The organism is Amycolatopsis sp. NPDC003676, from assembly GCF_053587275.1.
The window spans coordinates 21,846-46,483 of record NZ_JBSFNS010000061.1 but is presented as its reverse complement, the minus strand read 5'-3'; the positions used below and the strand labels follow the sequence as shown (position 1 = coordinate 46,483).

23 protein-coding genes are annotated in these 24,638 nt (G+C 70.7%); 17 read left to right on the top strand and 6 right to left on the bottom strand.

The window, feature by feature from the left end; all coding sequences use genetic code 11:
- Positions 1 to 187: 187 nt before the first annotated feature.
- Together ACWDNU_RS28960 and ACWDNU_RS28955 are read right to left on the bottom strand one after the other, a co-directional pair.
- The gene (locus tag ACWDNU_RS28960; protein WP_449671220.1) at positions 188 to 1,063 is read right to left on the bottom strand and encodes an SGNH/GDSL hydrolase family protein; all 876 of its coding nucleotides are present in this window, start codon (positions 1,061 to 1,063) and stop codon (positions 188 to 190) included.
- A gap of 94 nt (positions 1,064 to 1,157) precedes the next feature.
- Positions 1,158 to 1,790, bottom strand: coding sequence for a class I SAM-dependent methyltransferase (locus ACWDNU_RS28955; RefSeq protein ID WP_449671219.1), 633 nt, complete (start codon positions 1,788 to 1,790; stop codon positions 1,158 to 1,160).
- A 168-nt stretch (positions 1,791 to 1,958) separates the two neighbouring features.
- Here ACWDNU_RS28955 and folC point away from each other — a divergent pair, with 168 nt between their 5' ends.
- From folC to ACWDNU_RS28940, 3 genes are read left to right on the top strand one after another with little or no spacing between them, the layout of a single operon-like run.
- Entirely contained in the window at positions 1,959 to 3,638 is a 1,680-nt protein-coding gene (gene folC, locus ACWDNU_RS28950) for a bifunctional tetrahydrofolate synthase/dihydrofolate synthase (protein ID WP_449671218.1), read from the top strand.
- Positions 3,635 to 4,051 (top strand): DUF4233 domain-containing protein, encoded by a 417-nt coding sequence (locus ACWDNU_RS28945; RefSeq protein ID WP_370935604.1) that lies wholly within the window; start codon positions 3,635 to 3,637, stop codon positions 4,049 to 4,051. Before folC ends, ACWDNU_RS28945 begins: the two co-directional genes overlap by 4 nt.
- Positions 4,052 to 4,053: 2 nt before the next feature.
- Positions 4,054 to 4,320, top strand: coding sequence for a hypothetical protein (locus ACWDNU_RS28940; RefSeq protein WP_449671217.1), 267 nt, complete (start codon positions 4,054 to 4,056; stop codon positions 4,318 to 4,320).
- On the opposite strand, the gene ACWDNU_RS28935 is transcribed toward ACWDNU_RS28940, so the two are convergent.
- Positions 4,304 to 4,684, bottom strand: a complete 381-nt coding sequence (locus ACWDNU_RS28935) for a VOC family protein (RefSeq protein WP_449671216.1) — start codon at positions 4,682 to 4,684, stop codon at positions 4,304 to 4,306. The genes ACWDNU_RS28940 and ACWDNU_RS28935 overlap by 17 nt on opposite strands.
- A gap of 53 nt (positions 4,685 to 4,737) precedes the next feature.
- Between ACWDNU_RS28935 and ACWDNU_RS28930 the strand changes: the two genes are divergently transcribed.
- The 5 genes from ACWDNU_RS28930 (at position 4,738) to ACWDNU_RS28910 (ending at position 11,659) form a co-directional block, all read left to right on the top strand.
- Positions 4,738 to 5,217, top strand: coding sequence for a GNAT family N-acetyltransferase (locus tag ACWDNU_RS28930; protein WP_449671215.1), 480 nt, complete (start codon positions 4,738 to 4,740; stop codon positions 5,215 to 5,217).
- Positions 5,218 to 5,314: 97 nt separating this feature from the next.
- Positions 5,315 to 6,874 (top strand): alkaline phosphatase D family protein, encoded by a 1,560-nt coding sequence (locus tag ACWDNU_RS28925; RefSeq protein ID WP_449671214.1) that lies wholly within the window; start codon positions 5,315 to 5,317, stop codon positions 6,872 to 6,874.
- A 71-nt stretch (positions 6,875 to 6,945) separates the two neighbouring features.
- The gene (gene ndk / locus ACWDNU_RS28920) at positions 6,946 to 7,356 is read left to right on the top strand and encodes a nucleoside-diphosphate kinase (protein WP_020660996.1); all 411 of its coding nucleotides are present in this window, start codon (positions 6,946 to 6,948) and stop codon (positions 7,354 to 7,356) included.
- A gap of 117 nt (positions 7,357 to 7,473) precedes the next feature.
- A complete protein-coding gene (locus tag ACWDNU_RS28915) occupies positions 7,474 to 8,199 on the top strand; it encodes a maleylpyruvate isomerase family mycothiol-dependent enzyme (protein ID WP_449671213.1) in 726 nt (241 codons plus the stop codon).
- A 124-nt stretch (positions 8,200 to 8,323) separates the two neighbouring features.
- Positions 8,324 to 11,659 carry a phosphodiester glycosidase family protein gene (locus ACWDNU_RS28910; protein WP_449671212.1) on the top strand — a complete coding sequence of 1,112 codons (3,336 nt, stop codon included), beginning with the start codon at positions 8,324 to 8,326 and terminating at the stop codon, positions 11,657 to 11,659.
- Positions 11,660 to 11,690: 31 nt separating this feature from the next.
- On the opposite strand, the gene ACWDNU_RS28905 is transcribed toward ACWDNU_RS28910, so the two are convergent.
- Complete coding sequence (locus tag ACWDNU_RS28905; protein ID WP_370935611.1) at positions 11,691 to 12,038, bottom strand: hypothetical protein; 348 nt, start codon at positions 12,036 to 12,038, stop codon at positions 11,691 to 11,693.
- Between the two features lie 59 nt (positions 12,039 to 12,097).
- On the opposite strand from ACWDNU_RS28905, the gene ACWDNU_RS28900 reads away from it, so the two are divergent.
- From ACWDNU_RS28900 to ACWDNU_RS28885, 4 genes are read left to right on the top strand one after another with little or no spacing between them, the layout of a single operon-like run.
- The gene (locus ACWDNU_RS28900) at positions 12,098 to 12,559 is read left to right on the top strand and encodes a MarR family winged helix-turn-helix transcriptional regulator (protein ID WP_449671211.1); all 462 of its coding nucleotides are present in this window, start codon (positions 12,098 to 12,100) and stop codon (positions 12,557 to 12,559) included.
- A gap of 46 nt (positions 12,560 to 12,605) precedes the next feature.
- On the top strand, positions 12,606 to 13,547 hold the full coding sequence (locus tag ACWDNU_RS28895) for an ABC transporter ATP-binding protein (protein ID WP_449671210.1): 942 nt from the start codon (positions 12,606 to 12,608) through the stop codon (positions 13,545 to 13,547).
- Positions 13,547 to 14,350, top strand: a complete 804-nt coding sequence (locus ACWDNU_RS28890) for an ABC transporter permease (protein WP_449671209.1) — start codon at positions 13,547 to 13,549, stop codon at positions 14,348 to 14,350. Before ACWDNU_RS28895 ends, ACWDNU_RS28890 begins: the two co-directional genes overlap by 1 nt.
- Positions 14,350 to 15,189, top strand: coding sequence for an ABC transporter permease (locus ACWDNU_RS28885; RefSeq protein ID WP_449671208.1), 840 nt, complete (start codon positions 14,350 to 14,352; stop codon positions 15,187 to 15,189). Before ACWDNU_RS28890 ends, ACWDNU_RS28885 begins: the two co-directional genes overlap by 1 nt.
- Positions 15,190 to 15,200: 11 nt before the next feature.
- On the opposite strand, the gene ACWDNU_RS28880 is transcribed toward ACWDNU_RS28885, so the two are convergent.
- Entirely contained in the window at positions 15,201 to 16,631 is a 1,431-nt protein-coding gene (locus ACWDNU_RS28880; protein WP_449671207.1) for a S8 family peptidase, read from the bottom strand.
- Between the two features lie 509 nt (positions 16,632 to 17,140).
- Between ACWDNU_RS28880 and ACWDNU_RS28875 the strand changes: the two genes are divergently transcribed.
- The 5 genes from ACWDNU_RS28875 (at position 17,141) to proB (ending at position 23,985) form a co-directional block, all read left to right on the top strand.
- The gene (locus ACWDNU_RS28875; protein WP_449671206.1) at positions 17,141 to 20,452 is read left to right on the top strand and encodes a translation initiation factor IF-2 N-terminal domain-containing protein; all 3,312 of its coding nucleotides are present in this window, start codon (positions 17,141 to 17,143) and stop codon (positions 20,450 to 20,452) included.
- A gap of 161 nt (positions 20,453 to 20,613) precedes the next feature.
- Entirely contained in the window at positions 20,614 to 20,928 is a 315-nt protein-coding gene (rplU, locus tag ACWDNU_RS28870) for a 50S ribosomal protein L21 (protein ID WP_009081084.1), read from the top strand.
- 48 nt (positions 20,929 to 20,976) lie between these two features.
- On the top strand, positions 20,977 to 21,234 hold the full coding sequence (gene rpmA, locus ACWDNU_RS28865; RefSeq protein ID WP_009081082.1) for a 50S ribosomal protein L27: 258 nt from the start codon (positions 20,977 to 20,979) through the stop codon (positions 21,232 to 21,234).
- Between the two features lie 124 nt (positions 21,235 to 21,358).
- Positions 21,359 to 22,882 (top strand): GTPase ObgE, encoded by a 1,524-nt coding sequence (obgE, locus tag ACWDNU_RS28860; RefSeq protein ID WP_449671205.1) that lies wholly within the window; start codon positions 21,359 to 21,361, stop codon positions 22,880 to 22,882.
- Positions 22,879 to 23,985, top strand: coding sequence for a glutamate 5-kinase (gene proB, locus ACWDNU_RS28855; RefSeq protein ID WP_449671204.1), 1,107 nt, complete (start codon positions 22,879 to 22,881; stop codon positions 23,983 to 23,985). Before obgE ends, proB begins: the two co-directional genes overlap by 4 nt.
- Here proB and ACWDNU_RS28850 read toward each other — a convergent pair.
- Positions 23,982 to 24,605, bottom strand: coding sequence for a TetR/AcrR family transcriptional regulator (locus ACWDNU_RS28850; protein WP_449671203.1), 624 nt, complete (start codon positions 24,603 to 24,605; stop codon positions 23,982 to 23,984). The genes proB and ACWDNU_RS28850 overlap by 4 nt on opposite strands.
- Between the last annotated feature and the right edge of the window lie 33 nt (positions 24,606 to 24,638).

Genomic DNA, 24,638 nt, shown 5'->3' with positions numbered 1-24,638 from the left:
CGTTGGGGGGGTGATTGTAAGGGCGTTAAAGATGCCTTGACAAGCACCCCCGAACCGCAGGGCGGCTTTGGATCGGGGTTGGGGGCGGTGTGGGTGCCTCGATCGGTGGGTGCATCGGTGCGGTTTTTATCGTGAGGGGGACCCTCAGGGAATCTGATTCCCTCAGGGTTCCCCTCACGGCGTTTTTTTAGCGGAGTTGTTGGCGGATTACTTTTGCTTCGCCTTCCATCCCGGCGTAAAGGGGGTGGTAGGGGGCTGCGGCCAGCAGGTTCAGGTCTTTGCCGTTGATCCACGCTACGCCTTGGGGTTGGCAGGCGTCGTGGCCGAAGGACGGGGTGTAGGTGTCCACATAGGACGATTGGCCGTCCGCCTCGACCGCGTTGCTTACTGCGCTGTTCAGGGCTTCTTCGACGCTCGAGAGCCAGGCGTAGTCGCCGTTCGCGAAGGGCAGGACGTCTGGGCAGTAGCCTTCTGCGGGGGCGATGCGGGGGTAGCCGATGGCCAGCACCTTGGCGTGCGGGGAGCGGGCGTGGATTCCGGCCAGGACCTGCTGGATGGCTGCTTGCGTCTTGGGGAGCAGCGCCTTGATCGTGTCTACGCCGTCGACGGTGAAGTGGCGTTGGCACGGGTTTCCGGTCGGGTCCGAATCGCGCAAGGTCGGGCAAGTGTCGACTAGCTTGCCGAACAGGCCCGAATCGTTGCCGCCGATGCCGACTGTCACCAGATCGGTGTCGGAGCGCAGTGCGGAGAACTGCGGAGGGTTCTGGCCTAGCGGCACGCTTTGCGGGGCGGTCATGTGCGACGTGTTCGCGCCGCCGCAGCTGACGTCGGTGAAGCGGTCCACGTCCAGGGAGTCCGCCACCATCGACGGGTAGTTGGACGTCGAGCGGAAGCAGCCGAACGGATCCAGCCGGGGCAGCGGGATGAGCGGCCCCGATGTGTAGGAGTCGCCTAGGGCGACGTAGTGGCGGTAATGCCGGGGCGCGGCGCTCGCGGCCGCCGCCGTCGACAGAAGCAGTGCGGCCGCCGCTATTGCGGCCAGCACGATTCGGATGATGCGCATGCGAACCCCGTCCTCCCGAGCGGTACGACCCGCTTTACCTTTCGGCACCGAGGGCGCGAGCGCTCTCCGCCGATCGGGTGGTCGGGGCGGGTTTTCACCCGGCTGCGGGGTGATCTGTGGGTTTCCGCCAGGTCAGCAGGTACCGCCAGAAGACCAGCGGGCGGACGGTGCTGCCGGGGAGCAGGCGGGCGGCGTCTCGGCGGACGTCGTTCAGCGGCGGGAATTTCATGTGCACGGGGGCTTTGGCGACGGGGTCCGGGCCGCCATTGAGGCGGTCTCCGGCGAAGACGATCAGCCTGGCCAGGGCGTTCGCGGGGGCGGCGACGAACTCGCGGGCGAAGTCGCTCGGGCGGCTGGGGCGGGCGCAGCCGAGTACTGCGAGCACGCCGCCGGGGGCGAGGGCGTCGCGGAGTCTCGTGACGGTTTCGAACTGGACATGGTGCAGGGACGCCAGGCAGGAGATGAAGGCGTAGGACCCAAGGTCCAAGGGATCGGTGGTGACGTCTGCGCGGCGGTATTCGACCGTGCCTGGTCCTGGCGAACCGGCGGCGGTCGCGCGCGTGACCATTTCGGCCGAGGTGTCGATGCCTTCGACGGTCATTCCGGCGGCGGCCAGTTTGCGCGCGAATCGGCCGTCGCCGCAGCCGACGTCCAGGGCCCGGCCGGGGCCTGGCGGCAGGAGCCGGAGCAGTGCCGGGTGATAGTGATGGTTGTGGTCGAAGGGCATGTGCCCGACCTTGCCACGGATCGCTGCGGGCGTGATCACGCGCGGGCCCCGGGGCCGCTGGGCGCGAGGCGGCCCCGGGTACGCTCGAGGATGTGCCGGGCCGAACCTTTCGCCTGGTCTTCCCGGTCGCGCGACCGCGCCGGGACAGCGACTTCAAGGAGTGCACGAGTGCCGCGCGGTGAGGAGCCCGAGGAGACCCGGCGGCCGGATCTCGCCGATCCGGACAGTTTCGCGGGGGTCGACGAACTGGGCGCGCTCGCGCACAGCGAAGACGAGTACGACGCCGGGAACGAGCTGGAGCCCGACCTCGACGCGCCGGACGCGGCCTACACCGTCGGCGGCGGGTCGCGCGGCGGGATCGGCGGCATCGGCCAGCTCGGCGACAACCTGGCGACCGGCCCGGTCCCCGATCTGCACGCCGAAGAGGGCACTGAGCTGCACGAACTCGACGACGAGGGCGCGCCGGCCGAGTTCGGCGACGAGAACGGCCCGGAGGCGCGCCGCGACCTGATGGCCGCCGAGGCCGAGCTGAACCAGCGCTGGCCGGAGACGAAGCTCGAACCGTCGCTCGCCCGGATCCAGGCGCTGATGACGCTGCTCGGCGAGCCGAACCAGGGCTACCCGGTGGTGCACGTCGCGGGGACCAACGGCAAGGGCTCGGTCGCCCGGATGGTCGATTCGCTGCTGACCCGCATGGGCCTCCGGTCGGGCCGCTACACCAGCCCGCACCTGCAGCTCGTCACCGAGCGGATCGCGCTCGACGGCCGCCCGATCTCCGCCGCCCGCTACGCCGAGCTGTACCAGGACATCGCGCCGTACGTGGCGATGGTGGACGGCGCGAGCGAGGACGGCGTGCCGATGAGCAAGTTCGAGGTGCTCACCGGGATGGCGTTCGCGGCGTTCTCCGACGCCCCGGTCGAGGCCGCGGTGATCGAGGCGGGCATGGGCGGCGCGTGGGACGCGACGAACGTGGCCGACGCGCAGGTCGCGGTCATCACGCCGATCGGGCTGGACCACACCGAATACCTCGGCCCGACGCCGGTCGACGCCGCCGCGGAGAAGGCCGGGATCATCAAGCCCGGGTCGGTCGCGGTGATCGGCGAGCAGGATCCCGAGGTGCTGAACGTCCTGCTGAAACGCACGGTCGAGGTCGACGCCGCGGTGGCGCGCGCGGGCAGCGAGTTCGGCGTGCTCGAACGCGAGGTCGCGGTCGGCGGGCAGATGCTGAAGCTGCAGGGCCTCGGCGGCGTGTACGACGAGATCTTCCTGCCGCTGCACGGTGCGCACCAGGCGGCGAACGCGGCGCTCGCGCTGGCCGCGGTCGAGGCGTTTTTCGGGGCGGGCAAAGACAAACAGCTCGTCGTCGAGGCGGTGCGCGAGGCGTTCGCCGAGGTCGAGAACCCCGGCCGGCTCGAACGCGTGCGGGCCGCCCCGGCGGTCATGGTCGACGCCGCGCACAACCCGATGGGCGCGCGGGCGCTCGCCGCGACGATCACCGACGAGTTCAACTTCCGGCGGCTCGTCGCGGTCGTCGGCGTGCTGGCCGACAAGGACGCGCGCGGCATCCTGGACGCGCTGGAGCCGGTGGTGTCCGACGTCGTGGTCACGCGCAGTTCGTCGCCGCGGTCGCTGCCGGTCGAGGACCTGGCCGAGCTGGCCGCGTCGATCTTCGGCGAGGACCGTGTGCTCGCCGAACCCAACCTGGAGACCGCGATCGAGACCGCGATCGGCCTCGTGGAGCAGAGCGACGACCCGGAGGAACCGCTCGCGGGCGGCGGCGTGCTGGTGACCGGATCCGTGGTCACCGCGGGCGACGCGCGCACGCTGTTCGGGAAGGAACCGGCATGAGCGAGAACCCTGAGACTCCTGCGACGCCGGTGAAGCCGCCCGCGAAGGACCCGATGAAGGGCTTCCGCGGCGTCATGGCGGGCACGCTGATCATGGAGGCGATCACCGTCGCGCTCGCGCTGCCAGTCGTCGCGAAACTCGGCGGCGGCATCACGAGCTTCACCGGCTGGACGGTCATCGCGTTGGCCGTGGTGCTGATCGTGCTGTGCGGGATGCTCAAGCACGTCTGGGCGGTGCCGGTGATCCTGCTGCTGCAGCTGGCGATCATCGCGATCGGCATCACGCAACCGGCGATCGCGATCATCGGGATCATCTTCCTGGCCGCGTTCGTGTGGTTCCTGTGGCTGCGCCGCGACGTCGCGCGCCGGATGGCCGCGGGGACGCTGCCGAGCCAGCAGCAGCCGCAGGCTTAAGCGTGCGGTACTGGCAGCCGTACTGGTGGCGGCTGTCGTTCCGCGCGGACGGCGAACCGGGATGGGCGGTGCTGGGTCCGGGCGAGTTCAGCCAGGTTCCGAACGACGCGCTCAAGAACGGATCGCTCGAAGCGTGGGCCGACGCTCTGCTCGAGGAAGCGCCGGACGAACTCGACAACCTCCGCGGCGATCTGCTCCTCGAATGCTTTCCGGAACCCGGCGCCGCGCCGGTGTACTCCCGCGAGGTGCGGCTCAGCGGTAGACGCTGACCTCGATCAAGTTCCGGTCCGGGTCCCGGAAGTACACGCTCCGGATCGGCCCGGTCGCCCCGGTGCGGTCGACCGGGCCCTCCTCGACCGGCACCCCGGCCCCGGCCAGATCTTCGACGACCTGCTCCAGCGAATCGCTCGTGATCAGGCACAGATCCGCGCTGCCCGGCGTCGGCCGTTCCGCCTTGGGCTCGAACTCGTGCCCGGCCTCGTGCAGGTTGATCTTGCTGGCGCCGAACGTCAGCGCCTTGCGGCCGGCCCCGAACGTCACCTCGGTCATGCCGAGGACGCGCGTGTAGAAATCCACCGTCGCAGCGAGGTCGGCGACGGTGAGGACGAGGTGGTCGAGCCGGTCGATGCGCATGGTTTCACCCTATTCCGATGTAACGGCCGGGCCGCCACGGCGACGGTGCAAGTGTGATCGTGGTGCGCGAGCTGAGCGTGGACAACTGGGCGGAGTGGCGCGACCTCCGGCTGGCGGCGCTGCGCGAGGACCCGGAGGCGTTCAGCTCGAAACTCGCGGACTGGCAAGGCGAAGGCGACACCGAACCGCGCTGGCGGGCCCGGTTGCGCGACGTCTCGCTCAACGTCCTCGCCGACCTCGACGGCGTTCCGGCGGGCATGGTCAGCGGTCACCTTTCCGAACGTGGCGACACCGCCACACTGATGTCGATGTGGGTCGCTCCCTCGGCGCGCGGCAGGGGAGTCGGGGACGCGCTCGTCCGAGCGGTCGTGCGCTGGAGCGAAGGGCGCGGGGCGGGCGAGTTGGCGTTGCGGGTCGCGGGCGGCAATGAGTACGCCTTGGCCTTGTACCAACGGCACGGGTTCGTGGAGCGTCCGCTGTCCGAACCCAGCGAATGCGAGCACGAGCTGGTCCGGGAAGCGCACCGAGCGTGACGATCGGCTGTGAGCTTCCTCCTGACGAGTGAGCCGTTCACCCGTCGGTCAGCCCGAGTTGGCCGCTTGGCCGTGGTCGCCGGATAGAACGACCGCCATGACCGAAACGACCCCATCGCGGCGCTCCGTGCTCAAAGCCGGAATCGCCGTGCCCGCGCTCGCCGCGGCAGGCGGACTGTTGCTGCCCGGCTCCGCGTCGGCCGCCCCGCTCGTCCGCCGCGACCGTCCGGTGCTCGCCCACGGCGTCGCGTCCGGGGACGTGACCACCGGCTCCGGCATCGTGTGGTCGCGGGCCGACCGCCCGGCGCGGCTGATGGTCGAGGTCGCGCGCGACCCGTCGTTCCGGCACGCCCGCCGGGTGCCCGGCCCGTTCGTCACGCCCGCCACCGGCGGCACCGGCAAGGTGCGCGTCGCCGGGTTGGCCCCCGGCACCGAGTACCACTACCGCGTCACCGCCGTGGACCTCGACGGCCGCAGCGCGAGCGAGCCGGTCGCCGGCCGGTTCTCCACCGCGCCGGTCGGCCGCGCGAACACGCGGATCCTGTGGAGCGGCGACGTCGTCGGCCAGAACTACGGCATCAACCCAGGCCTCGGCGGCATGACGATCTTCTCCGCGATGGCCGACCGCCGTCCGGACCTGTTCCTGCACAGCGGCGACACGGTGTACGCCGACGGCCCGCTCACCGAAACCGTCACGCTCCCCGGCGGCGCCGGGACCTGGCACAACATCGTGACGCCGGAGAAGTCGAAGGTCGCCGAGACTCTCGACGAATACCGCGGCCAGCACGCCTACAACCGGCTGGACGCCAACTTCCGCCGGTTCGCCGCGGAGGTTCCCGCTTGTGTCCAGTGGGATGATCATGAAGTAGTCAATAACTGGTACCCGGGCGAAATCCTCAACGACCGCCCCGAATACACCGAGAAGCGGGCCGACGTCTTGGCCCAGCGCGCGTTCCAGGCGTTCCACGAATGGCATCCGATCGACAGCCGCCAGGCGGTCGACGGCCGGGTGTACCGGAACTTCCGCTACGGCAGCCGGGTCGAGGTGTTCGTCCTCGACATGCGCACCTACCGCGACGCCAACACCTCCGACCAGACCAAGCCCGGCCACATCCTCGGCGACGCGCAGGCCCGTTGGCTGGCCGACGCGCTCCGGCGCAGCACCGCGACCTGGAAGATCGTCCAGGCGGACATGCCGATCGGCCTCGTCGTGCCGGACGGCAAGGACATCGAGGCGGTCGCCAACGGCCTGCCCGGCGCGCCCGGCGGCCGCGAGACCGAACTGGCCTGGGTGCTGAAGCAGATCTCGCGCAATCGCGTGCGCAATGTCGTCTGGCTGACCGCCGACGTCCACTACACCGCCGCGCACCACTATTCGCCCGAGCGCGCCGCGTTCCAGGACTTCGACCCGTTCTGGGAATTCGTGTCCGGCCCGCTCAACGCCGGCGCCTTCGGCCCGAACAAACTCGACCCGACGTTCGGCCCGGAAGCAGTGTTCGTGCACGCCCCGCAGACGCAGAATTCCTCGCCGGTGCAAGGATTCCAGCACTTCGGGGAGGTGAATGTGGACGGTGCCAGCGGGGCGCTGACGGTCGACCTGCGCGACGCGACCGGGGCCTCGCTGTGGTCGAAGACGCTGCAGCCCCAGCGTCGCTGACCGGCCCGGTCAAGGCGTCGGATAGGCTCGGCTGTCGAATAACACGAATCCGCACAAGGAGAAATACCGTCGTGACTGAACGCACGCTGGTCCTCGTCAAGCCCGATGGCGTCGCGCGCGGCCTCGTCGGCGAGGTCGTTTCGCGCATCGAGCGCAAGGGCCTGAAGCTGGCCGCGCTGGAACTGCGCACCGTCGAGCGCTCCGTGGCCGAGGAGCACTACGCGGAGCACAAGGAGCGCCCGTTCTTCGGCGACCTGCTGGAGTTCATCACGTCCGGCCCGCTGGTCGCGCTGGCCGTCGAGGGCCCGCGCGCGATCGCCGCGTTCCGCCAGCTGGCCGGCGGCACCGACCCGGTCGAGAAGGCCACCCCGGGCACCCTGCGCGGCGACTTCGCGCTGGAGACCCAGTACAACCTGGTGCACGGCTCGGACTCGCCGGAGTCGGCCGAGCGCGAGCTGAAGCTGTGGTTCCCGGACCTATGATCCGGCGCTAGACCCCGCGAACGCCGGGCCGGGACTTCGGTTCCGGCCCGGCGTTCGTGTTTCCGGACGCAGTTATTTCCAGTGCTCGGAACCCAGCGCATCGGTTAACCTCCACCGGTGACTGCCCTGCCGCTGCCGCCCCGCGATTACCTGCCCCACCTGCGCTCGCTCACCGAGGCCTTCGCCGCGGAAGCCGCGGGCGACCTCGACAACCCGGTCCCGTACTGCGGCGACTGGACGAAACGCGACCTCGTCACGCACCTGGGCAACGTGCACCGGTGGGCCGCCGGGATCGTCCGGACCGGCGCACTGAGCGACCAGGAATTCGACGTCTCGCCGAGCGGCGACCTCGCGCCCTGGTATGCCGAAAGCGCCGCCGAACTGCTCGCCGCGCTCGAAGCGGCCGATCCCGCCGACCCGTGCTGGGTTTTCGGCGCCGCGGAGAAGGCGAAGGGGTTCTGGTTCCGCCGTCAGGTGCACGAAACCGCCGTGCATCTAGTCGATCTGTTCGGTGCGCGCGGCGCAACAACGCAGCTTGACCTGCTGATCGCCGCCGACGGCGTCCTCGAGGTTCTCGGCACGATGCTGCCGCGCGTCGCGCGCTGGAAGCACGAGGTCCCGCTGGCCGCGCCGATCACCTTGCGCGCCACCGACACCGGGCACGCGTGGACCGTCGTGCCCGGCGACCCGCCCGAGCTGGGCGAGGGCGAAGCGGTGGCTACGGTCGCGGCGCCCGCGCAGGATTTGCTGTTGCTGCTGTGGAATCGCACCGACATCCAGCCAGAGATCGCTGGCGACGAAGCCGTCGCGAAGGCGTTTCTCGCCGCGCGCATGACTCCCTGAGCGGATAATCCTGCGCCATTCAGGTCCCGTTCACCGCGGGGACTTCCGGCGGTCGCGCCGATGGATTTGGCTGACCTGAGCCATTTTCGCGATCGTGGGGTACCTGGTGAAAAGATCAAGATCCGTGCTGCTCAGCGCCCTCCTGGTGCTGACGCTGGCCACGCCTGCCACTGCCGACCCGCTCTCCGCTCCGCTCGGCCCGCCGCCGGTCGAGGGCGCGCCCGCCTTCTCCTCGGCCCGGGAGGCGGCGGCCGTCGCCGCGACGCCCGGCGCCGACGACGGCCTCGAAACCAGCAGCGCCACCAACGCGGTGGCACCTGGTCTGAACCTCACTCAATTCGACCGCTTCGACCCGAAGGGCTGGATCCGCGGCGACGCGCTGAGCGTCGACCTCACCAGCAAGGTCCTGAAGCCGACTTACCTCAGCCCGGGCACCGTTTCCGCGCGCACCCCGCTGTCCCAGCAGGTCGCTCGCGCCGGTGCGGTCGCGGGCGTCAACGGCGATTTCTTCGACATCAACGCCTCCGGCGCGCCGCTCGGTGTCGGCATCGACAACGGCGAACTGCACAACGCGCCCGCGTCCGGCCACAACACCACCGCCGCGATCACCGACCAGGGCCGTGCGAAGCTCGCCGACATCTTCCTCGAAGCGTCGGTCACGCTGCCTGATGGTCGCGTTGTTCCGGCCACGAACTTCAACAGCCCGGTGCTCGCGAAGGACGCTCTCGGCGTCTACACGCCGCTCTGGGGCGCTTCGGCGCGCGCGACATCGGTTGCTGGTGCGCAGCGTGTCGCCGAGGTCGAGATCCGCGACGGTGTCGTGACGCAGGTGCGTCCGAAGCCCGCGGACGGCCCGATTCCGGCTGGCAGCACGCTGCTGCTCGGCCGTGAAGCTGGCGCGGATGCGTTGTCGGCGCTGAAGATCGGCGACCGTGTTGGCGTTTCGTACGCGCCTCGGACCGACGCGGGCAAGATCGCGGTCGCGGTCGGCGGGAACAAGACGCTGCTGAAGGACGGACAGCTCCAGCAACTCGACGACGTCACCCTCGCCCCGCGTACCGGCGTCGGTTTTTCCGCTGACGGCAAGCAGATGTGGCTCGTCACGGTCGACGGTCGTCAGGCCGACAGCCGCGGCATGACCGAGCTGGAAATGGCCCGGCAGCTGAAGCGACTGGGTGCCAACGACGCGATCAACCTCGACGGCGGCGGCTCCTCGACGCTGCTCGCGCGTGGCGAAGGAGAGGCGGCGCCGTCGGTGCGCAACTCGCCTTCGGACGGCGGGGAACGCTTGGTGCCCAACGGCATCGGCGTCGCGACCGTCCCCGGCAGCGGGCGGCTTGCCGGCTTCGCGCCCGCCCCCGCGCAGGAGGGCGACAACTCGACGCGCGTGCTGTCCGGCCTGAGCCGTGCGCTCGTGCCGAACGGACACGACGAGACTGGTGCGGCGGTAGGGTCGAAGCCGTTCTGGACTACGTCGAACCCGTTCCGCGGCACCGTCACGAAGAACGTCTTCACCGCGCAGCCCGACTTCCTGCACCCGGACGCGCGCGCCGACGTCACCGTTACCGCACACCAGAACTTCGTGAACGGCCGCACGAAGCTGACCGTGCTGGGCAAGCCGGTCCGCCTCGGTGCGAGCACGAAGCAGGTCGCGCTGTCCGGTGCCGACGCGCGCGGCGAGTTCCAGGTCTACGGCTACGACGCGGACGGTTACGGCACCTGGATCGAACCGTCGGATGTGAAGCTCGAATACGACCCCGCCGTGGTGAAGATCGAGCCGTCGGGCAAGGGGTTCGCGGTGTCCGCGAAGACCGCGTCCGGGGCCACCGCGATCACCGTGCACGCTGGCGGGAAGACCATGCATCTGGCGGCTTCGGTGGGCACCGAAGCCAAGGTCGCGGCTCCGCTGGCCGGTCCGGAAGGCTGGTCCGCCACGGTGTACCCGGCGGTCGTCGGCGCTGCGCTGTCGTCAGCGGACGGCCGCAACGGCGGGAAGGGCCTGGCGCTCGACTACCGGCTCACCGGCACCACCGCCACTCGCGCCGCGTATGTCAACGCCGCCAACCCGATCCCGGTTCCGGCCGGCACGCAGAAGATCGGCATGTGGATCAACGGCGACGGCAAGGGCGCCTGGATCCGCGCGGAACTCCGCGACGGCGCCAACACCGCGTCCATTGTGGACCTTTCGCTGAGCGTCACCTGGACCGGCTGGCGCTACGTGACCGCCGCGGTGCCCGCCGGACTGCCGGACGGGCAGCGGTTCACCCGCTTCTACGCCGTGGAAACCGCGGCAGGCAAGCAATACGAGGGCAAGCTGGTCTTCAACGACCTCACTTTCGAGGTCGCGCCGACCACGGCCGTGCCGCACGATCCGGCAGTCCCGGACCCGGCGCTCGTCACCAACGGCACGCTCGGCAAGGGCGGCCTGAAGATCGCGGTCGTCAGCGATGCCCAGTTCACCGCCGACGCTCCGGACGGCCCGCTCGTCGCCCAAGCCCGCCGGGCGCTGCGTGAGGCTGTCGCCGCGAAACCGGACCTCGTCCTGATCAACGGCGACTTCGTGGACCGCGGCACCGCGCCGGACTTTGTCCTGGCCCGCAAGATCATCACGGAAGAGCTGGACGGCCGCGTCCCCTGGTACTACGTCCCCGGCAACCACGAAGCCGAAGCTGGCGACGGTCTGAAGAACTTCCAGGCCGCGTTCGGGGAAACCCACCGCGTGGTCGACGTGCACGGCGTGCGGCTGATCCTGATGGACTCCTCGCGCGGCTCGCTGCGAGCCGGTGGGTTCGACCAGGTCCGCATGATGCGCGAGGCGCTCGACAACGCCGCGCAGGACCGTTCGGTGCGCGGCGTGGTCGTCGCGATGCACCACCCGGTGAAGGACCCGAGCCCGACCGGCAATTCGCAGCTGGGCGACCGGAAGGAGGCCGCGCTGCTGCAGACGTGGCTGACCGGTTTCGAGGAAAAGTCCGGCAAACCGGCGGCTTCGCTGGCCTCGCACGCGGGCGTGTTCGGCCTGTCGCGCACGGACGGCGTGCCTTATCTGGTGAACGGCAACTCTGGCAAGACTCCTGCTGCCGCTCCCGGCGACGGCGGTTTCGTCGGCTGGACCATGGTGCAGGTCGACCCTGCGGACCGCAGCCAACCGGTGCGGTTCGAGACGCACCCCAACGTCGACGCGCTGACCGTGACCGGCCCAGGCACGCTGCCGTGGGGCGGCACCGGCAAGGTGACCGCTGCGGTCACGCAGGAAGGCCGGTCGATTCCGGTGGCGTATCCGGTGAGCGCCGTCTGGGGCGGTCGCGGGGTGCACATCGGCAGCTGGCCGCCTGCCCCGTGGGACGTGGTGTCGCTCGACCCGGCGACCGGTTCGGTGCGGGGCTTGCGGCCGGGGACGACGGAGATCTCGGTGACGGTGAACGGGGTGACCCGCTCGGTTCTGGTGACGGTGCGCTGATTGCTGGCGGGGCGGTCCTCGGGCCGCCCCGCTATTTCCGCGCGGTGCTGCGCCACAGGCTGATCGCGAGCGGGACGATCACGACGTCGAGGATCGGGTGGAACACGCTGAACGGGTTGGGATGGACGGCGACCAGCCGGTAGAGCCCGAGCAGCCCGCCGATCGCGGGGAAGATCGCGGCCGCGAGGAAGGCGGGCCGCGCTTGCCGGAACACCCCGGCCGCGATGGCCGCGTAAAGGACCCCGAAGGCCGCTGATCCGACCGTGTCCGAACCGGTTCCGTAGACGGCCAGCTGGCTCACGTGGGTTACCGCCGACAAGGCGAGGATCGAGCCGAGCAGCCGGGAACGGCTCTGCGAAGCCTCGGGGGAGAGCAGCACAGCCGTGCCTCCAAACGGTCAGGTAACCTGACTAAAAAAGGTAAGGTAGCCTGACTGGTGTGTCAACCCCGCAGGAACCGCCCGCCCTCGTCGCGCTGACCGGCTCGTCGCGCCTCGGCGCGCTGGCCAGGCGGCTTGCTCAAGCGGTGACCGCCGGAGTGCTCGCCGAAGTGCAGAAGCGGGACGCCCGGATCCGCGCGGTCCATCTGCGGGTGTTCGCGTCGCTGGAGAACGGACCGGCCCGAGCAGTCGCCGTCGCCCGGCTTCTGGGGACCACCAAACAGACGACCGGGCCGGTGATCGACGAGCTCGTCGCGTGGGGTTATCTCGCTCGCCGCGACGATCCTGCCGATGCCCGGGCGAAACTCGTCGATTTCACTGGCGCGGGGCGAGAGTTGGCTGAAGCGGCGGCGGAAGCGGTTCGCGTGCTGGAATCGCGGATGGCTGACGAGGTCGGGCGCGAGGAACTGGATCGCTGCCGGGAAACGTTGTGGCGGGCCATCGAGTCGCTCGGGGGCTGAGGAAACAGGTCGAGAATTGTCGGTCCCTCCCTCTACTGTCGTTCTCGTGGGAGAGTCGGCATCGGAACCAGCGCTCGTGCAAGCGAAGGCGCTGGTCAAACGGTTCGGGGAATTCGAGGCAGTCCGCGGCATCGACGTCGAGGTGCGGCCGGGGGAGGCATTCGGCTTCCTCGGGCCCAACGGCGCCGGGAAGTCGTCGACGATGCGGATGATCGCGTGCGTGTCTCCGCGCACCGACGGCGATCTGCGCGTCCTCGGCATGGACCCGGACGTGGACGGGCCGCGGATCCGCGCGCGCCTGGGCGTAGTGCCGCAGGAGGACAACCTCGACGTGGAGCTCACCGTCCGGCAGAACCTCCACGTTTACGGCCGCTATTTCGGTCTTTCCCGCGCGCACGTGCGGCAGAAAGCCATCGAGCTGATGGAGTTCGCGCAGCTGTCCGACCGCGCCGAGAAACCGGTCGATTCCCTGTCCGGTGGCATGAAGCGGCGGCTCACCATCGCCCGGTCCCTGGTCAACGATCCGGAACTGCTGCTGCTCGACGAACCGACCACCGGCCTCGACCCGCAAGCGCGGCATCTGTTGTGGGACCGGCTTTTCCGGCTCAAAGCGCGCGGCACCACGCTGATCGTCACCACCCATTACATGGATGAAGCAGAACAACTCTGCGACAGGCTGGTCGTCATGGACGGCGGCCGGATCGCCGCGGAAGGCTCGCCCGCCGACCTGATCGCCCGGCATTCCACCCGCGAAGTCGTCGAGCTGCGGTTCGCGCCGGGGGAGCAGCAGGACGCGGCGAACCGGCTCGACGGGCTGGCCGAACGCGTCGAAGTCCTCCCGGACCGGGTGCTGCTCTACACGATGACCGGCGAGGCCACCCTGGAGCGCGCCCACGAGCGCGGCCTGCGCCCGCTGTCGAGCCTGGTGCGGCGCAGTTCCCTGGAGGACGTGTTCCTCCGCCTCACCGGCCGGACGTTGGTGGACTGATGACCGCTCCCGCCACCGGCCGCGTCGTCGGCCGGTTCCACGGCGCCTGGCTGCGCGTCGAGGGCTACTGGACCTGGTACCGCCGACATTGGCTCAGCACGCTCTACTCCACCGGCCTGCAACCGGTGCTGTTCCTCGCCGCGATGGGGCTCGGCTTCGGCTCGCAGGTCAAGGCCGGTCCGGCGACCGGCGGAGTCTCGTACCTCGCCTACGTCGCCCCGGCGCTGCTCGTCGCCGGTGCGGCGCAGCAGGGCGTCAGCGAGTCGAGTTATCCGGTGCTCAGCGGATTCAAATGGCAGAAGGACTATCTGGCGGTCACCGCGACACCGGTGTCGCCAGGCCAGGTTCTCGGCGGGCACCAGATCTGGACCATTCTGCGGCTCGCCCTTTCCGGCGCGGTCTACGCGCTCGTCGCGTGGCTGTTCGGCGCGTGGGACAACGCGGGGGCGCTGCTGGTGATCCTCGTCGGCGTCCTCACCGGGCTCGCCTGCGGATCGCTGATCGCCGCGCTGGCGGCGTGGACCTTCGACGAGGGACAGCGGTTCGGGCTGATCTTCCGGTTCGTGGTCATCCCGATGACCTTGTTCTCCGGCACGTTCTTCCCGATCACCCAGCTGCCGCCGTACCTGCGCTGGCTCGCCTGGATTTCCCCGCTGTGGCACGGAACCGAGCTGTCCCGCGCCGTCACGCTCGGCGGGCGCGAGCTGCTCCCGGTGCTCGGGCACCTCGCGTATCTGGCGGTGCTGGTCGCGATCGGCTGGGCGATCGCGCACCGCGGCTTCTACCGACGGCTGGTGGCGTGATGACCGACCTGCAAAACGCCCCGATTCTCCCGCAGCGGCGCGGAATTCTGCTCCGCGTCCTGCCCTCGGGCATGTACAGCGGCCGCGCGACCGCGCTGATCGAACGCGCGCTCACCGTCTACGGACGGTCGTGGGGGATCCTCGTGTCCGGCGCGCTCGAGCCGTTGTTCTATCTGCTCGCGTTCCAGGTCGGCTTCGGCAAGCTGGTCACCACCGTGCCCGGGCCGGACGGGCAGCCGATGAGTTACGTCGCGTTCGTCGCGCCCGCGCTGCTGGCGTCGTCGGCGATGAACGGCGCGGTCTTCGAGTGCACGTACAACCTGTTCTTCAAACTGCGCTACGCCAAGACATACGACGCGATGCTGGCCACCCCGGTCGGCCCGCTCGACGTCGCGCTCGGCGAAATCGCGTGGGCGGTGATGCGCGGCGGGCTCTATTCGGTCGCGTTCCTGGCAGTCGCCGGAGTGATGGGGCTGCTCACGTCGTGGTGGGCGCTGCTGCTCCTGCCCGCCGCGCTGCTCGTGTCGTTCGCATTCGCCGCCATCAGCATCACGCTGGTGAGCTTCCTGAAGTCGACGTCCCAGTTCGACTACATCCAGCTCGTCCTGATGCCGATGTTCCTGTTCTCCACCACGTTCTTCCCGATCACGGTCTACCCGGAGGCGCTGCAGTGGCTGGTCCGCTGCTTCCCGCTGTACCACGGGGTCGAGCTGATGCGCGGGCTCTCCACCGGCATCTTCTCCTGGAGCATGCTCGGCAACCTGGCGTATCTGCTGGTGCTCGCCGCGATCGGGATCTGGGGCGCGACAAGGAGGATCGCGAAACTGCTGCTGACCTAAAACGGAGGCGGTCAGCGGGCCGGGCTGGGCCCGCCGACCGGCGCGGGAGCGACCGCGGACCGGGCGTCGACGAGACCGTGGCCGTAGAAGCCGTTGTATCCGTCGTAACCGGAGCAGTAGGCGTCCTGGACGCCGTCGCCGGTCAGGTCGTAGTTGTCCGGGCACGGCATCGGCGTCGCGCGTGAGTCGAGCGCGCGGCGCAGTTCGGCGGCCGACCACGTGGGATGCACCGACTTGAGCAACGCCAGCACTCCGGCGACGTGCGGCGCGGCCATCGACGTCCCGCACATCGGCGCGTACCCGCCAGGGACGGTCGAAACCACGCACCGGTCGTCGTCCCCGCCCGGGGCAGTGACATCAACCACACCGAGCCCATACGAGCTGTAGCCCGACTTCACCCGGTCCTGGCTGATCGCCGACGCCGTCACCACGTCCCGCAGCCCGGCCGGCAACGCCTCGCACTTCCCTGCGGCCGAAGGCGAACCCGAATGGGCCGACGGGGTGAGGCCGACCGCCTCGTTGGTCGCGGCGGCGACGTTCAAAGTGCCCTGCGAAGTCGCGTATTCGACAGCTCGCGCCAGCACCTCGTGCACCACGCCGCGGTCGTTGCCGCGCACGCACGACAGGGACCACGGGTTCACGAACCAGCTGCTGTTGGCGATCGGCAGATGCCGCGCCGCCGACCACATGATCCCGCAGACCGCCGCCTCGGGATCGGCGTAGCCGCGGTCGTCGATGACCTTCACCGAAGCGATCCGCACGCCCGGCGCGACTCCGGTGATGCCTTTGCCGTCGTCGGCCGCGGCGATGATGCCCGCGACGTGCGTGCCGTGCGCCGAGGTCGTCGGCTGCCACGCGGCCGGGCTCGGGTCCGGGACGCCGGTGAGACAGCCCGCCGAATCGTCCGGGTCCATCGCGGCGGCGAGGTCGGGGTGCTTCGGGTCGACGCCGGAGTCCAGCACGCCGACGACCACCGAACGGCTGCCGCCGGTCACCTGGTGCGCGGCCGGAGCGCCGATCAAGTCCATGTCCCACTGCTGCGCGGACAAGTCCGCGGCGGGAACTCGCGCCGGGTCGCTGAGCGGGAGCTCGGCTCGCGCGGGCTGCGCGGCGGTGCCCGGCTGTTCGGCGGCCGTCCGGGTGGCTTGCGCGCTGAACGTCCGTTCCGGGCCGAGGCGGTCCGCGAACGCCCGATCGGATGACGTGACGACCGCCACGGAAATCTGCGGGTAGTAGCCGGCGACCTGCCCGCAGGCCGCGCTCGCCTGCTGGCGGGCGGAAGATTCCGGGGCTCCCCGGTCGAACGCGACGACGTAGCGCACCGCCCGCCCGCCGGGAACGCATCCGGGACTCGCGACGGCCTGCGGAGAGACCGCGGCGCATCCGGCGAGGACCAGGAGGGAGCACACGGCCGCCCGCAGCGGCCGCGCCAGCACAGACACCGGACCTCCCACCGCGCGCGGGGCTATGCCGGGCGCCCGCGCGAGCGCCCGAGCCCGCACGCTAACCACCCCCGGCCCGGCGCGACAAGCGAAGCGCGGAAGTTCGCCCGAGTGCATGATCGCGGCACGCCCGGGCGCCTGCCGCGGGACACCGACTACACCGGGTGTCCCCCCGGGTGTGGGATACTCGCGTTGGCCGCTGCGCCGACGGGCATCCCGCCCGCGTCGTGAGCGGCCCGGAGGAGTGCCGGACCGGCACCACGCGCGTCGCCCCCGGGAGGCCGGGCCAAGGTCGATGTCGTGGCGGGTGGCCCGGGGGTCGCGAGCAGGCCGGCACCCCGCCGAGCAGACCAGGAACCGAGCGGCCGCCGACCGGCGGACCGCACGGCTGCCAGCAGGATTCCCGCCGCTGGTCACCACCACGGCGGGCACGGAACAGAAAGGGCCCCTGCGCGGCCGCGTCACCACCGGTGCGAACCGGCTGACGCGCCCGGGGGCGGAGGAGACATATGTCGAACGCGGACACACCCGCCGATCAGACCGGCGGGAATACCGTCGCACCCACGACCAGCAGGCTGGGCGAGCTGCCGCCGCGCATCCGCGTGCACGCGCTGGCCAAGCTGCTCGGCCTGAGCAGCCGCGACCTGCTCGGCAAGCTCGCCGAGCTGGGGGAGAGCCCTCGCAGCGCCCAGTCGAGCGTGACCAAGGAGGTCGCGCACCGCGTGGCGGTGATCCTCGACGCGGAGACCGCCACCGAGTCCGGCGGCTCCGCCCAGGACGCCTCCGGCGCGGCCGAGCAGAGCGCGACCGCCGAGGCCGCCCAGGAAGCCACCGCCGCGGCCGTCGCCGGAAGCGACGCCGAGCAGGCCGCGAGCACCGCCGGGTCCGCCCCGGAGGCCGCTGCCGGAACCGAAGCCGTCGAGCAGTCCGGCGGCCAGGCGACCGCCGGAGCCCGGGACGGCGAGGCCGCCCCCGAAGCCTCCGCCGCGAAGGACGTCGCCGCCCCGTCCGCCGCGCAGGACGTCGCCTCCACGGACGCCGCTTCGGAGTCCGCCCCGGCACAGGGCACTGGCTCTTCCCCGGAAACCGCCGCGGACCAGGGAACCGGTAGCTGGTCGGCCCGCCCGTTCTCCGCCGGGACCGCCGCCGCGGAAACCGGCCAGGAAGCCGCCGGGCAGGAGTCCGCTCAGGAGAGCGAGAAGCCCGCCCGCAGCCGCACCCGTCGCGCCCGCCGGGCCGTCGCGCCCGCGATCCCGGCCGAGCAGCAGGAAACCGAGCAGGCCACCCCGGCCCGCGGCCCCGTGCACGTGCCGGTCTTCGCCGCGCCGTCGCCAGTCTTCCTGCCGCCGGAGCCCGCGCAGCAGTCGCGCACCAAGCCCGAGCCGGTGTTCGGCGTCGGCGAGGCGCCCGCGCAGACCGAGCGTCCGGAGCGTCCCGGACGGACCGAGCGCGCCGCCGACACCGCTGAAGAAGAAACCACCGACGAGGCCCGCGACGAGCGTTCCGACGAGGACGGCGACGACGCGAGCGGCCGTCGCCGCCGGCGTCGCGGCCGTCGTGGCCGCGGCCGGGGCAAGGGCGGCGACGAGGCCCAGTCCGAGAACGAGGACGAAACCTCCGAGGGCCAGCACGACCAGCAGGCCAAGGACAGCAAGGACAAGACCGAGAAGCCGGACGAGGCGGGCGAAGCCGAAGCGGAGTCCGACGACGACGCCGAGTCCGACAGCGGCAGCAAGCGCCGCCGCCGTCGCCGCCGTCGCAAGGGCGGGGACGAGGACGGGGCCGAGGCCGCCGGCGGAGACGACCCGCCGAACACCGTCACGCACGTCCGCCAGGCCAAGGCCGCCGAGACCGAGCGCCCGGCGCGCGACGAGGTGCGCAGCGTCCGCGGCTCCACGCGGCTGGAGGCCAAGCGCCAGCGCCGCCGCGACGGCCGCGAGGCGGGCCGCCGCCGCGCCCCGATCCTGTCCGAGGCCGAGTTCCTGGCCCGCCGCGAATCGGTCGAGCGCACCATGGTCGTCTCCGAGAAGGGAGACTCCACGCAGATCGCCGTGCTCGAGGACGGCGTGCTGGTCGAGCACTTCCTGACGTCGTCGGGCACCGGCTCGATCGTCGGCAACGTCTACCTCGGCCGCGTCCAGAACGTGCTGCCCAGCATGGAGGCCGCGTTCATCGACATCGGCCGCGGCCGCAACGCCGTGCTCTACGCCGGCGAGGTCGACTGGGATTCGGCCGGGCTGGAGGGCAAGGCGCGCAAGATCGAGCAGGCGCTGTCCACCGGCGACAGCGTCCTGGTGCAGGTCACCAAGGACCCGGTCGGGCACAAGGGCGCCCGGCTGACCACGCAGATCTCGCTCCCCGGGCGCTTCCTCGTCTACGTCCCGGCGGGCGGGGCCACCGGCATCTCCCGCAAACTGCCGGAGAACGAGCGCCGCAGGCTCAAGGACATCCTCAAGCGGATCGTCCCGGAGGACGCGGGCGTCATCATCCGCACCGCGTCGGAGGGCATCGGCGAGGAGGAGCTGGGCCGCGACGTCGACCGCCTCAAGGCGCAGTGGGACGTCATCAAGGAGAAGGCCGCCGCCGCTTCCGGCAAAAAGGGCAACGCGCCGACCATGCTCTACGAAGAGCCGGACCTGCTGGTCAAGGTCGTGCGCGACCTCTTCACCGAGGACTTCGCCAAGCTGGAGGTCCAGGGCAGCAGGCCGTGGGACACCATCAACGACTACGTGCAGCACGTCGCGCCCGACCTCGCCGACCGCCTCAAGCGCTACACCGGCACCGGCGACGCGTTCGCCGACCACCGGATCGACGAGCAGATCACCAAGGCGCTCGACCGCAAGGTCTGGCTGCCCTCGGGCGGCTACCTGGTCATCGACCGCACCGAGGCGATGACCGTCATCGACGTCAACACCGGCAAGTTCACCGGCTCGGGCGGCAACCTCGAGGAGACGGTGACCCGCAACAACCTGGAGTCGGCGGAGGAGATCGTCCGCCAGCTGCGGCTGCGGGACATCGGCGGCATCATCGTCATCGACTTCATCGACATGGTGCTCGAGTCCAACCGCGAGCTGGTGCTGCGCAGGCTCACCGAATGCCTCGGCCGCGACCGCACGCGCCACCAGGTGGCCGAGGTCACGTCGCTGGGCCTCGTGCAGATGACGCGCAAGAAGATCGGCACCGGGCTGCTCGAGGCGTTCTCCACGCCGTGCGAGCACTGCAAGGGCCGCGGCGTCGTCGTGTCCACCGAACCGCAGCGCACCGCGGGCGGCGGCAACGGGAACGGGCACAACGGCAACAACGGCCACAGCCACGGCAGCGGCGACACCAAGAGCTCCCGGCGCTCCCGCGGCCGCGGCAAGGGCGAGGAGCAGCAGCACCACGAGCCCAAGGCCGAGCAGGCCGCCCCGGCTCCGACGCCGGTGCAGCGCGAGTCCGTGGTGTCGGCGGTGCAGGCCATGGCCAACGCGTCCAAGGCGAAGCACGAGCACCACGGTCCGGAAGGCTCGGCGGACACCGCGGAGGCGAAGGCCCACGAGCCGGTCAAGCCGTCCGAGCAGGACACCGCGACCGAGAAGGCCGAAGACAAGACGGAGGCCCCGGCCGCCGTCCAGCAGCCGGAGCCGAAGCAGCCGGAGCCCGCGGCCGCCCAGGCCGCGCCGGAGGCGGAACCCCAGCAGCCCGAGGCCGCCGAGGCGGACGCGGGAGAAGAACCCGAGGTCGACGTCCCGGCCCCGGCCGTGCGAAGCACCCGGCGCCGTCCGCGCCGCGCCGCTTCGCGTCCGGCGGGGCCGCCGGTGAAGGCTTCGGACCAGAGTTGATCCACCACGGGTACCCCGGGTGCAGCAGCGCCCGGGGCCTCCCGTAACCTGTAGTACGGCTCATCGCAAGCATGAGTTGCTGCGCGAGCACCTGGACCGTCTTCGGGCGGGCCGGCCGCGCCAGCCCCCTAACCCATTGTCGAGTAATGCAGGAGACATCCGTGTCGGCGTACGCGATCGTCAAGACCGGCGGCAAGCAGTACAAGGTTGCCGTTGGCGACGTCGTCGAGGTCGAGAAGCTCGAGGGCGAGCCGGGCACCGAGCACACCTTCCCCGCCGTGCTGTTCGTGGACGGTGGCGAGGTCACCACGGACGCCGACGCGTTGGCGAAGGTCTCGGTCACCGGCAAGGTCGTCGAGCAGACCAAGGGTCCGAAGATCCGGATCCACAAGTTCAAGAACAAGACCGGCTACCACAAGCGCCAGGGTCACCGGCAGAAGCTGACCCGCGTCGAGGTCACCGGCATCTCCAAGTAGTTCTTCGAACTTTCGAGACTGAAACTTTTCCTGGAAGGGGCTTGAGCGATGGCTCACAAGAAGGGTGCGTCCAGCTCCCGCAACGGTCGTGATTCGAACGCCCAGCGACTGGGTGTGAAGCGCTTCGGCGGCCAGGAGGTGAACGCGGGCGAGATCCTGATCCGCCAGCGGGGCACCAAGTTCCACCCCGGCGTGAACGTCGGCCGTGGCGGCGACGACACGCTGTTCGCGCTCGCCGCCGGTGCGGTCGAGTTCGGCTCGAAGCGCGGCCGCAAGACGGTCAACATCGTGCCAGTCGAAGCCTGATTCTCGGCTTCAGCGCATAAGAACCTCCGAACGAGGGGTGGGGCCGGAATACTCCGGTGCCACCCCTCGTTCGTTTTTGTCCGGATACTTTTTCGCACCATCGCACGTGAAGTGAGGCAAGCCCATGGCGTCCCGGTTCGTGGACCGCGCGGTCATCCATCTGACCGCCGGGGACGGGGGAAACGGCTGTGCCTCGGTGCACCGCGAGAAGTTCAAGCCGCTCGGCGGCCCGGACGGCGGCAACGGCGGCAACGGCGGTGACGTCACGCTGATCGTCGACGCCAACGTGCACACCCTGCTCGACTTCCACTTCCGCCCGCACGCCCGCGCGGGCAACGGCAAGATGGGCATGGGCAGCAACCGCAACGGCGCCGCCGGCGAGGGCCTGGAGATGAAGGTCCCGCCGGGCACCGTGGTGTTCACCGAGGACGGCGAACTCGTCGCCGACCTCACCAACCCCGGCACCCGGTTCATCGCCGCGCAGGGCGGCCGCGGCGGGCTCGGCAACGCCGCGCTGTCGTCGAAGGCCCGCAAGGCGCCGGGGTTCGCGCTGCTCGGCGAGCCGGGCGAGAGCCGCAACCTCGTGCTGGAGCTGCGTTCGGTCGCCGACGTGGGCCTGCTCGGCTTCCCGTCCGCGGGCAAGTCGTCGCTGATTTCCGTGCTGTCCGCGGCGAAGCCGAAGATCGCCGACTACCCGTTCACCACGCTCGTGCCGAACCTCGGCGTCATCACCGCCGGTTCGTCGGTGTTCACGATGGCCGACGTGCCGGGCCTGATCCCGGGCGCGTCCGAGGGACGCGGCCTCGGCCTGGACTTCCTGCGCCACATCGAACGCTGCGCCGTGCTGGTGCACGTGGTCGACTGCGCGACGCTGGAGCCGGGCCGCGATCCGCTGTCCGATGTGGACGCTCTCGAGGAGGAGCTGGCCCGCTATACGCCGGGCCTGGGCGGCAAGCTCGAGGAACGCCCGCGCGTGGTGGTGCTGAACAAGATCGACATCCCGGAAGCGGCCGAGCTGGCCGAGTTCGTGCGTCCCGAGCTGGAGGCTCGCGGGCTGCGCGTGTTCGAGGTGTCCACCGCGTCGCGCAAGGGCTTGAAGGAGCTGAGCTTCGCGCTGGCGGAGGTCGTCGAGGCCTACCGCGAGGCGCAGCCGGTGCTGGAGCCGGAGAAGATCGTGCTGCACCCGCTCGCGGTCGACGACAGCGGATTCACCGTCGAACGCGATCCCGAGGAAGAAGGCGGGTTCATCGTCCGCGGCTCGCGCCCGGAACGCTGGATCCGGCAGACGAACTTCGCCAACGACGAGGCCGTCGGCTACCTCGCGGACCGGCTCAACCGGCTCGGCGTCGAGGAAGCGCTGGCGAAGAACGGCGCGCGCCCGGGCAGCCCGGTCACCATCGGCGACATCCAGTTCGAATGGCAGCCCTCCACGCCGGGTGTCGCGGTGCACCTGTCCGGCCGCGGCACGGATGTCCGGCTGGAGCGCACCGACCGCGTCGGCGCGTCCGAGCGCAAGGAAGCCCGCCGGATCCGCCGCGACGGCACCGGCGAGGACGAAGAGCTGGTCGAAGAGGAAACCACCCCGTCCGTCGACTCCGAGCTGGACGACGTGTGGGACGACGAGGAGCAGGCGGAGCGCGACCGGTGAGCGGCACGCGCCACGAGATCGCGGAAGCCCGCCGGCTGGTCGTGAAGGTCGGTTCCTCGGCGTTGACGACTGCGGGCAGCGGCCTCGACGTCGCTCGCCTCGACGCCTTGGTCGACGCCATCGCGGACCGCGTTGCTCGCGACGCACAGATCGTCCTGGTGTCCTCGGGCGCGATCGGGGCCGGGCTCGCGCCGTTGAAGCTGGGCAAGCGTCCGGGCGACCTGGCGACGCAGCAGGCCGCGGCGAGCGTCGGGCAGCTCGCGCTGGCGCACGCGTACGCGGAATCGTTCGGCCGCTACTCGCTGACCGTCGGCCAGGTGCTGCTCACCTCGGACGACGTCGTCCGCCGCGCGCACTACCGCAACGCGCAACGCACGTTCTCCCGCCTGCTCGCGCTCGGCGCGGTGCCGGTCGTGAACGAGAACGACACCGTTGCCACGCAAGAGATCCGCTTCGGCGACAACGACCGGCTCGCCGCTTTGGTGGCGCATCTCGTCGGTGCCGACGCACTGGTCCTGCTGTCCGATGTGGACGGTCTGTACGACGGCGACCCGCGCGACGGTGCGACCCGCAAGATCACCGAGGTGCGCGGCGAGTCCGATGTGGAGGGCATCGCGGTCGGGATGTCGTCCTCGGGCCTGGGCACCGGCGGCATGGTCTCGAAACTCTCCGCGGCTCGTACCGCGGCCGGTGCCGGAATCCCCGTGCTGTTGGCCGCTGCGGCCGACGCCGGAGACGCGCTGCGCGCCGCGAACGTCGGCACCGCTTTCGCCCCCGCCGACACCCGCCTGTCCGCCCGCCGCTTTTGGCTCGGCTACGCCGCCGACACTTCCGGCCGCCTCCGCCTGGACGACGGTGCGGTGCGGGCGATCCTGCGCCGCCGTTCGCTGCTGGCGGCGGGAATCACTGGTCTGGACGGGGATTTCGAGGCCGGTGACGTGGTCGATCTGGTGGATTCGGCGGATGTCCCGGTGGCGCGTGGTGTGGTCGGTTTCGACGCGGGGGAGTTGCCCGCGTTGATCGGGCGGTCGAGTCATGAGGTTCCGGTGGAGCATCGCCGGGAGGTCGTGCACGCGGACGACCTCGTCCCGCTGCGCCGCTAAGAACCCCCGAGATGCCGCGCCACGCGTGCGAGCTGCTCCGCGTAATACTCCACAAAGGACTCTGACGCCGGATCCTCTCCGGTAAGCGCTTCCGCGACCCGGGGCAGCGACATCGGCGCGCTGGCTGCCGCCATCAGCATCAGCAGGAACGTCTTCGGGTCCACATCGGCCGGGAAATCGCCCGCTTCCTGCCGCGCCCGCATGTACTCGAGCTGCCCCCGCAGGAACTCGCGCTGCGACTCCGCGCCCGCCTCGTTCGGCGCGCCCTCGGCCATGTTCTCCCGCAGGAACAGCCGCGCCTGGTCCTGGTCGGCGAGGCCGCCCTTGGCGAAGTCCTCGAGCACGTCCGCGAGCGGCCGGTCGGTCGTGGTCATCGCGGCGAACCCGGCGAACGGTTCGCTCGCGACCTCAGCGTACAGGCCTTCCTTGCCGCCGAAGTAGTACGAGATCAGCTGCTTGTTCACGCCCGCGCGCTGCGCGATGTCGCTGACCCGCGCGGCCGCGTATCCCTTGCTGCCGAATTCGGCCTTCGCCGCCTCGAAAATGCGGGCCTTCGTGCGTTCGGGATCGCGCTGGCGCTCACCGGGGCGCGGCGCGCGGCGCGGGGTGGTCTCGGACACCTCGGCAGCCTAACCGACGCGTTAATCATCCTG

Bases quoted from the DNA above. Each gene is read 5' to 3' on its own strand.
- obgE (WP_449671205.1), top strand. From the start codon at position 21,359: ATGGCGTCCCGGTTCGTGGACCGCGCGGTCATCCATCTGACCGCCGGG.
- ACWDNU_RS28955 (WP_449671219.1), bottom strand. From the start codon at position 1,790: ATGCCCTTCGACCACAACCATCACTATCACCCGGCACTGCTCCGGCTC.
- ACWDNU_RS28945 (WP_370935604.1), top strand. From the start codon at position 3,635: ATGAGCGAGAACCCTGAGACTCCTGCGACGCCGGTGAAGCCGCCCGCG.
- ACWDNU_RS28960 (WP_449671220.1), bottom strand. From the start codon at position 1,063: ATGCGCATCATCCGAATCGTGCTGGCCGCAATAGCGGCGGCCGCACTG.
- ACWDNU_RS28935 (WP_449671216.1), bottom strand. From the start codon at position 4,684: ATGCGCATCGACCGGCTCGACCACCTCGTCCTCACCGTCGCCGACCTC.
- rpmA (WP_009081082.1), top strand. From the start codon at position 20,977: ATGGCTCACAAGAAGGGTGCGTCCAGCTCCCGCAACGGTCGTGATTCG.
- ACWDNU_RS28875 (WP_449671206.1), top strand. From the start codon at position 17,141: ATGTCGAACGCGGACACACCCGCCGATCAGACCGGCGGGAATACCGTC.
- ACWDNU_RS28925 (WP_449671214.1), top strand. From the start codon at position 5,315: ATGACCGAAACGACCCCATCGCGGCGCTCCGTGCTCAAAGCCGGAATC.
- ACWDNU_RS28890 (WP_449671209.1), top strand. From the start codon at position 13,547: ATGACCGCTCCCGCCACCGGCCGCGTCGTCGGCCGGTTCCACGGCGCC.
- ACWDNU_RS28885 (WP_449671208.1), top strand. From the start codon at position 14,350: ATGACCGACCTGCAAAACGCCCCGATTCTCCCGCAGCGGCGCGGAATT.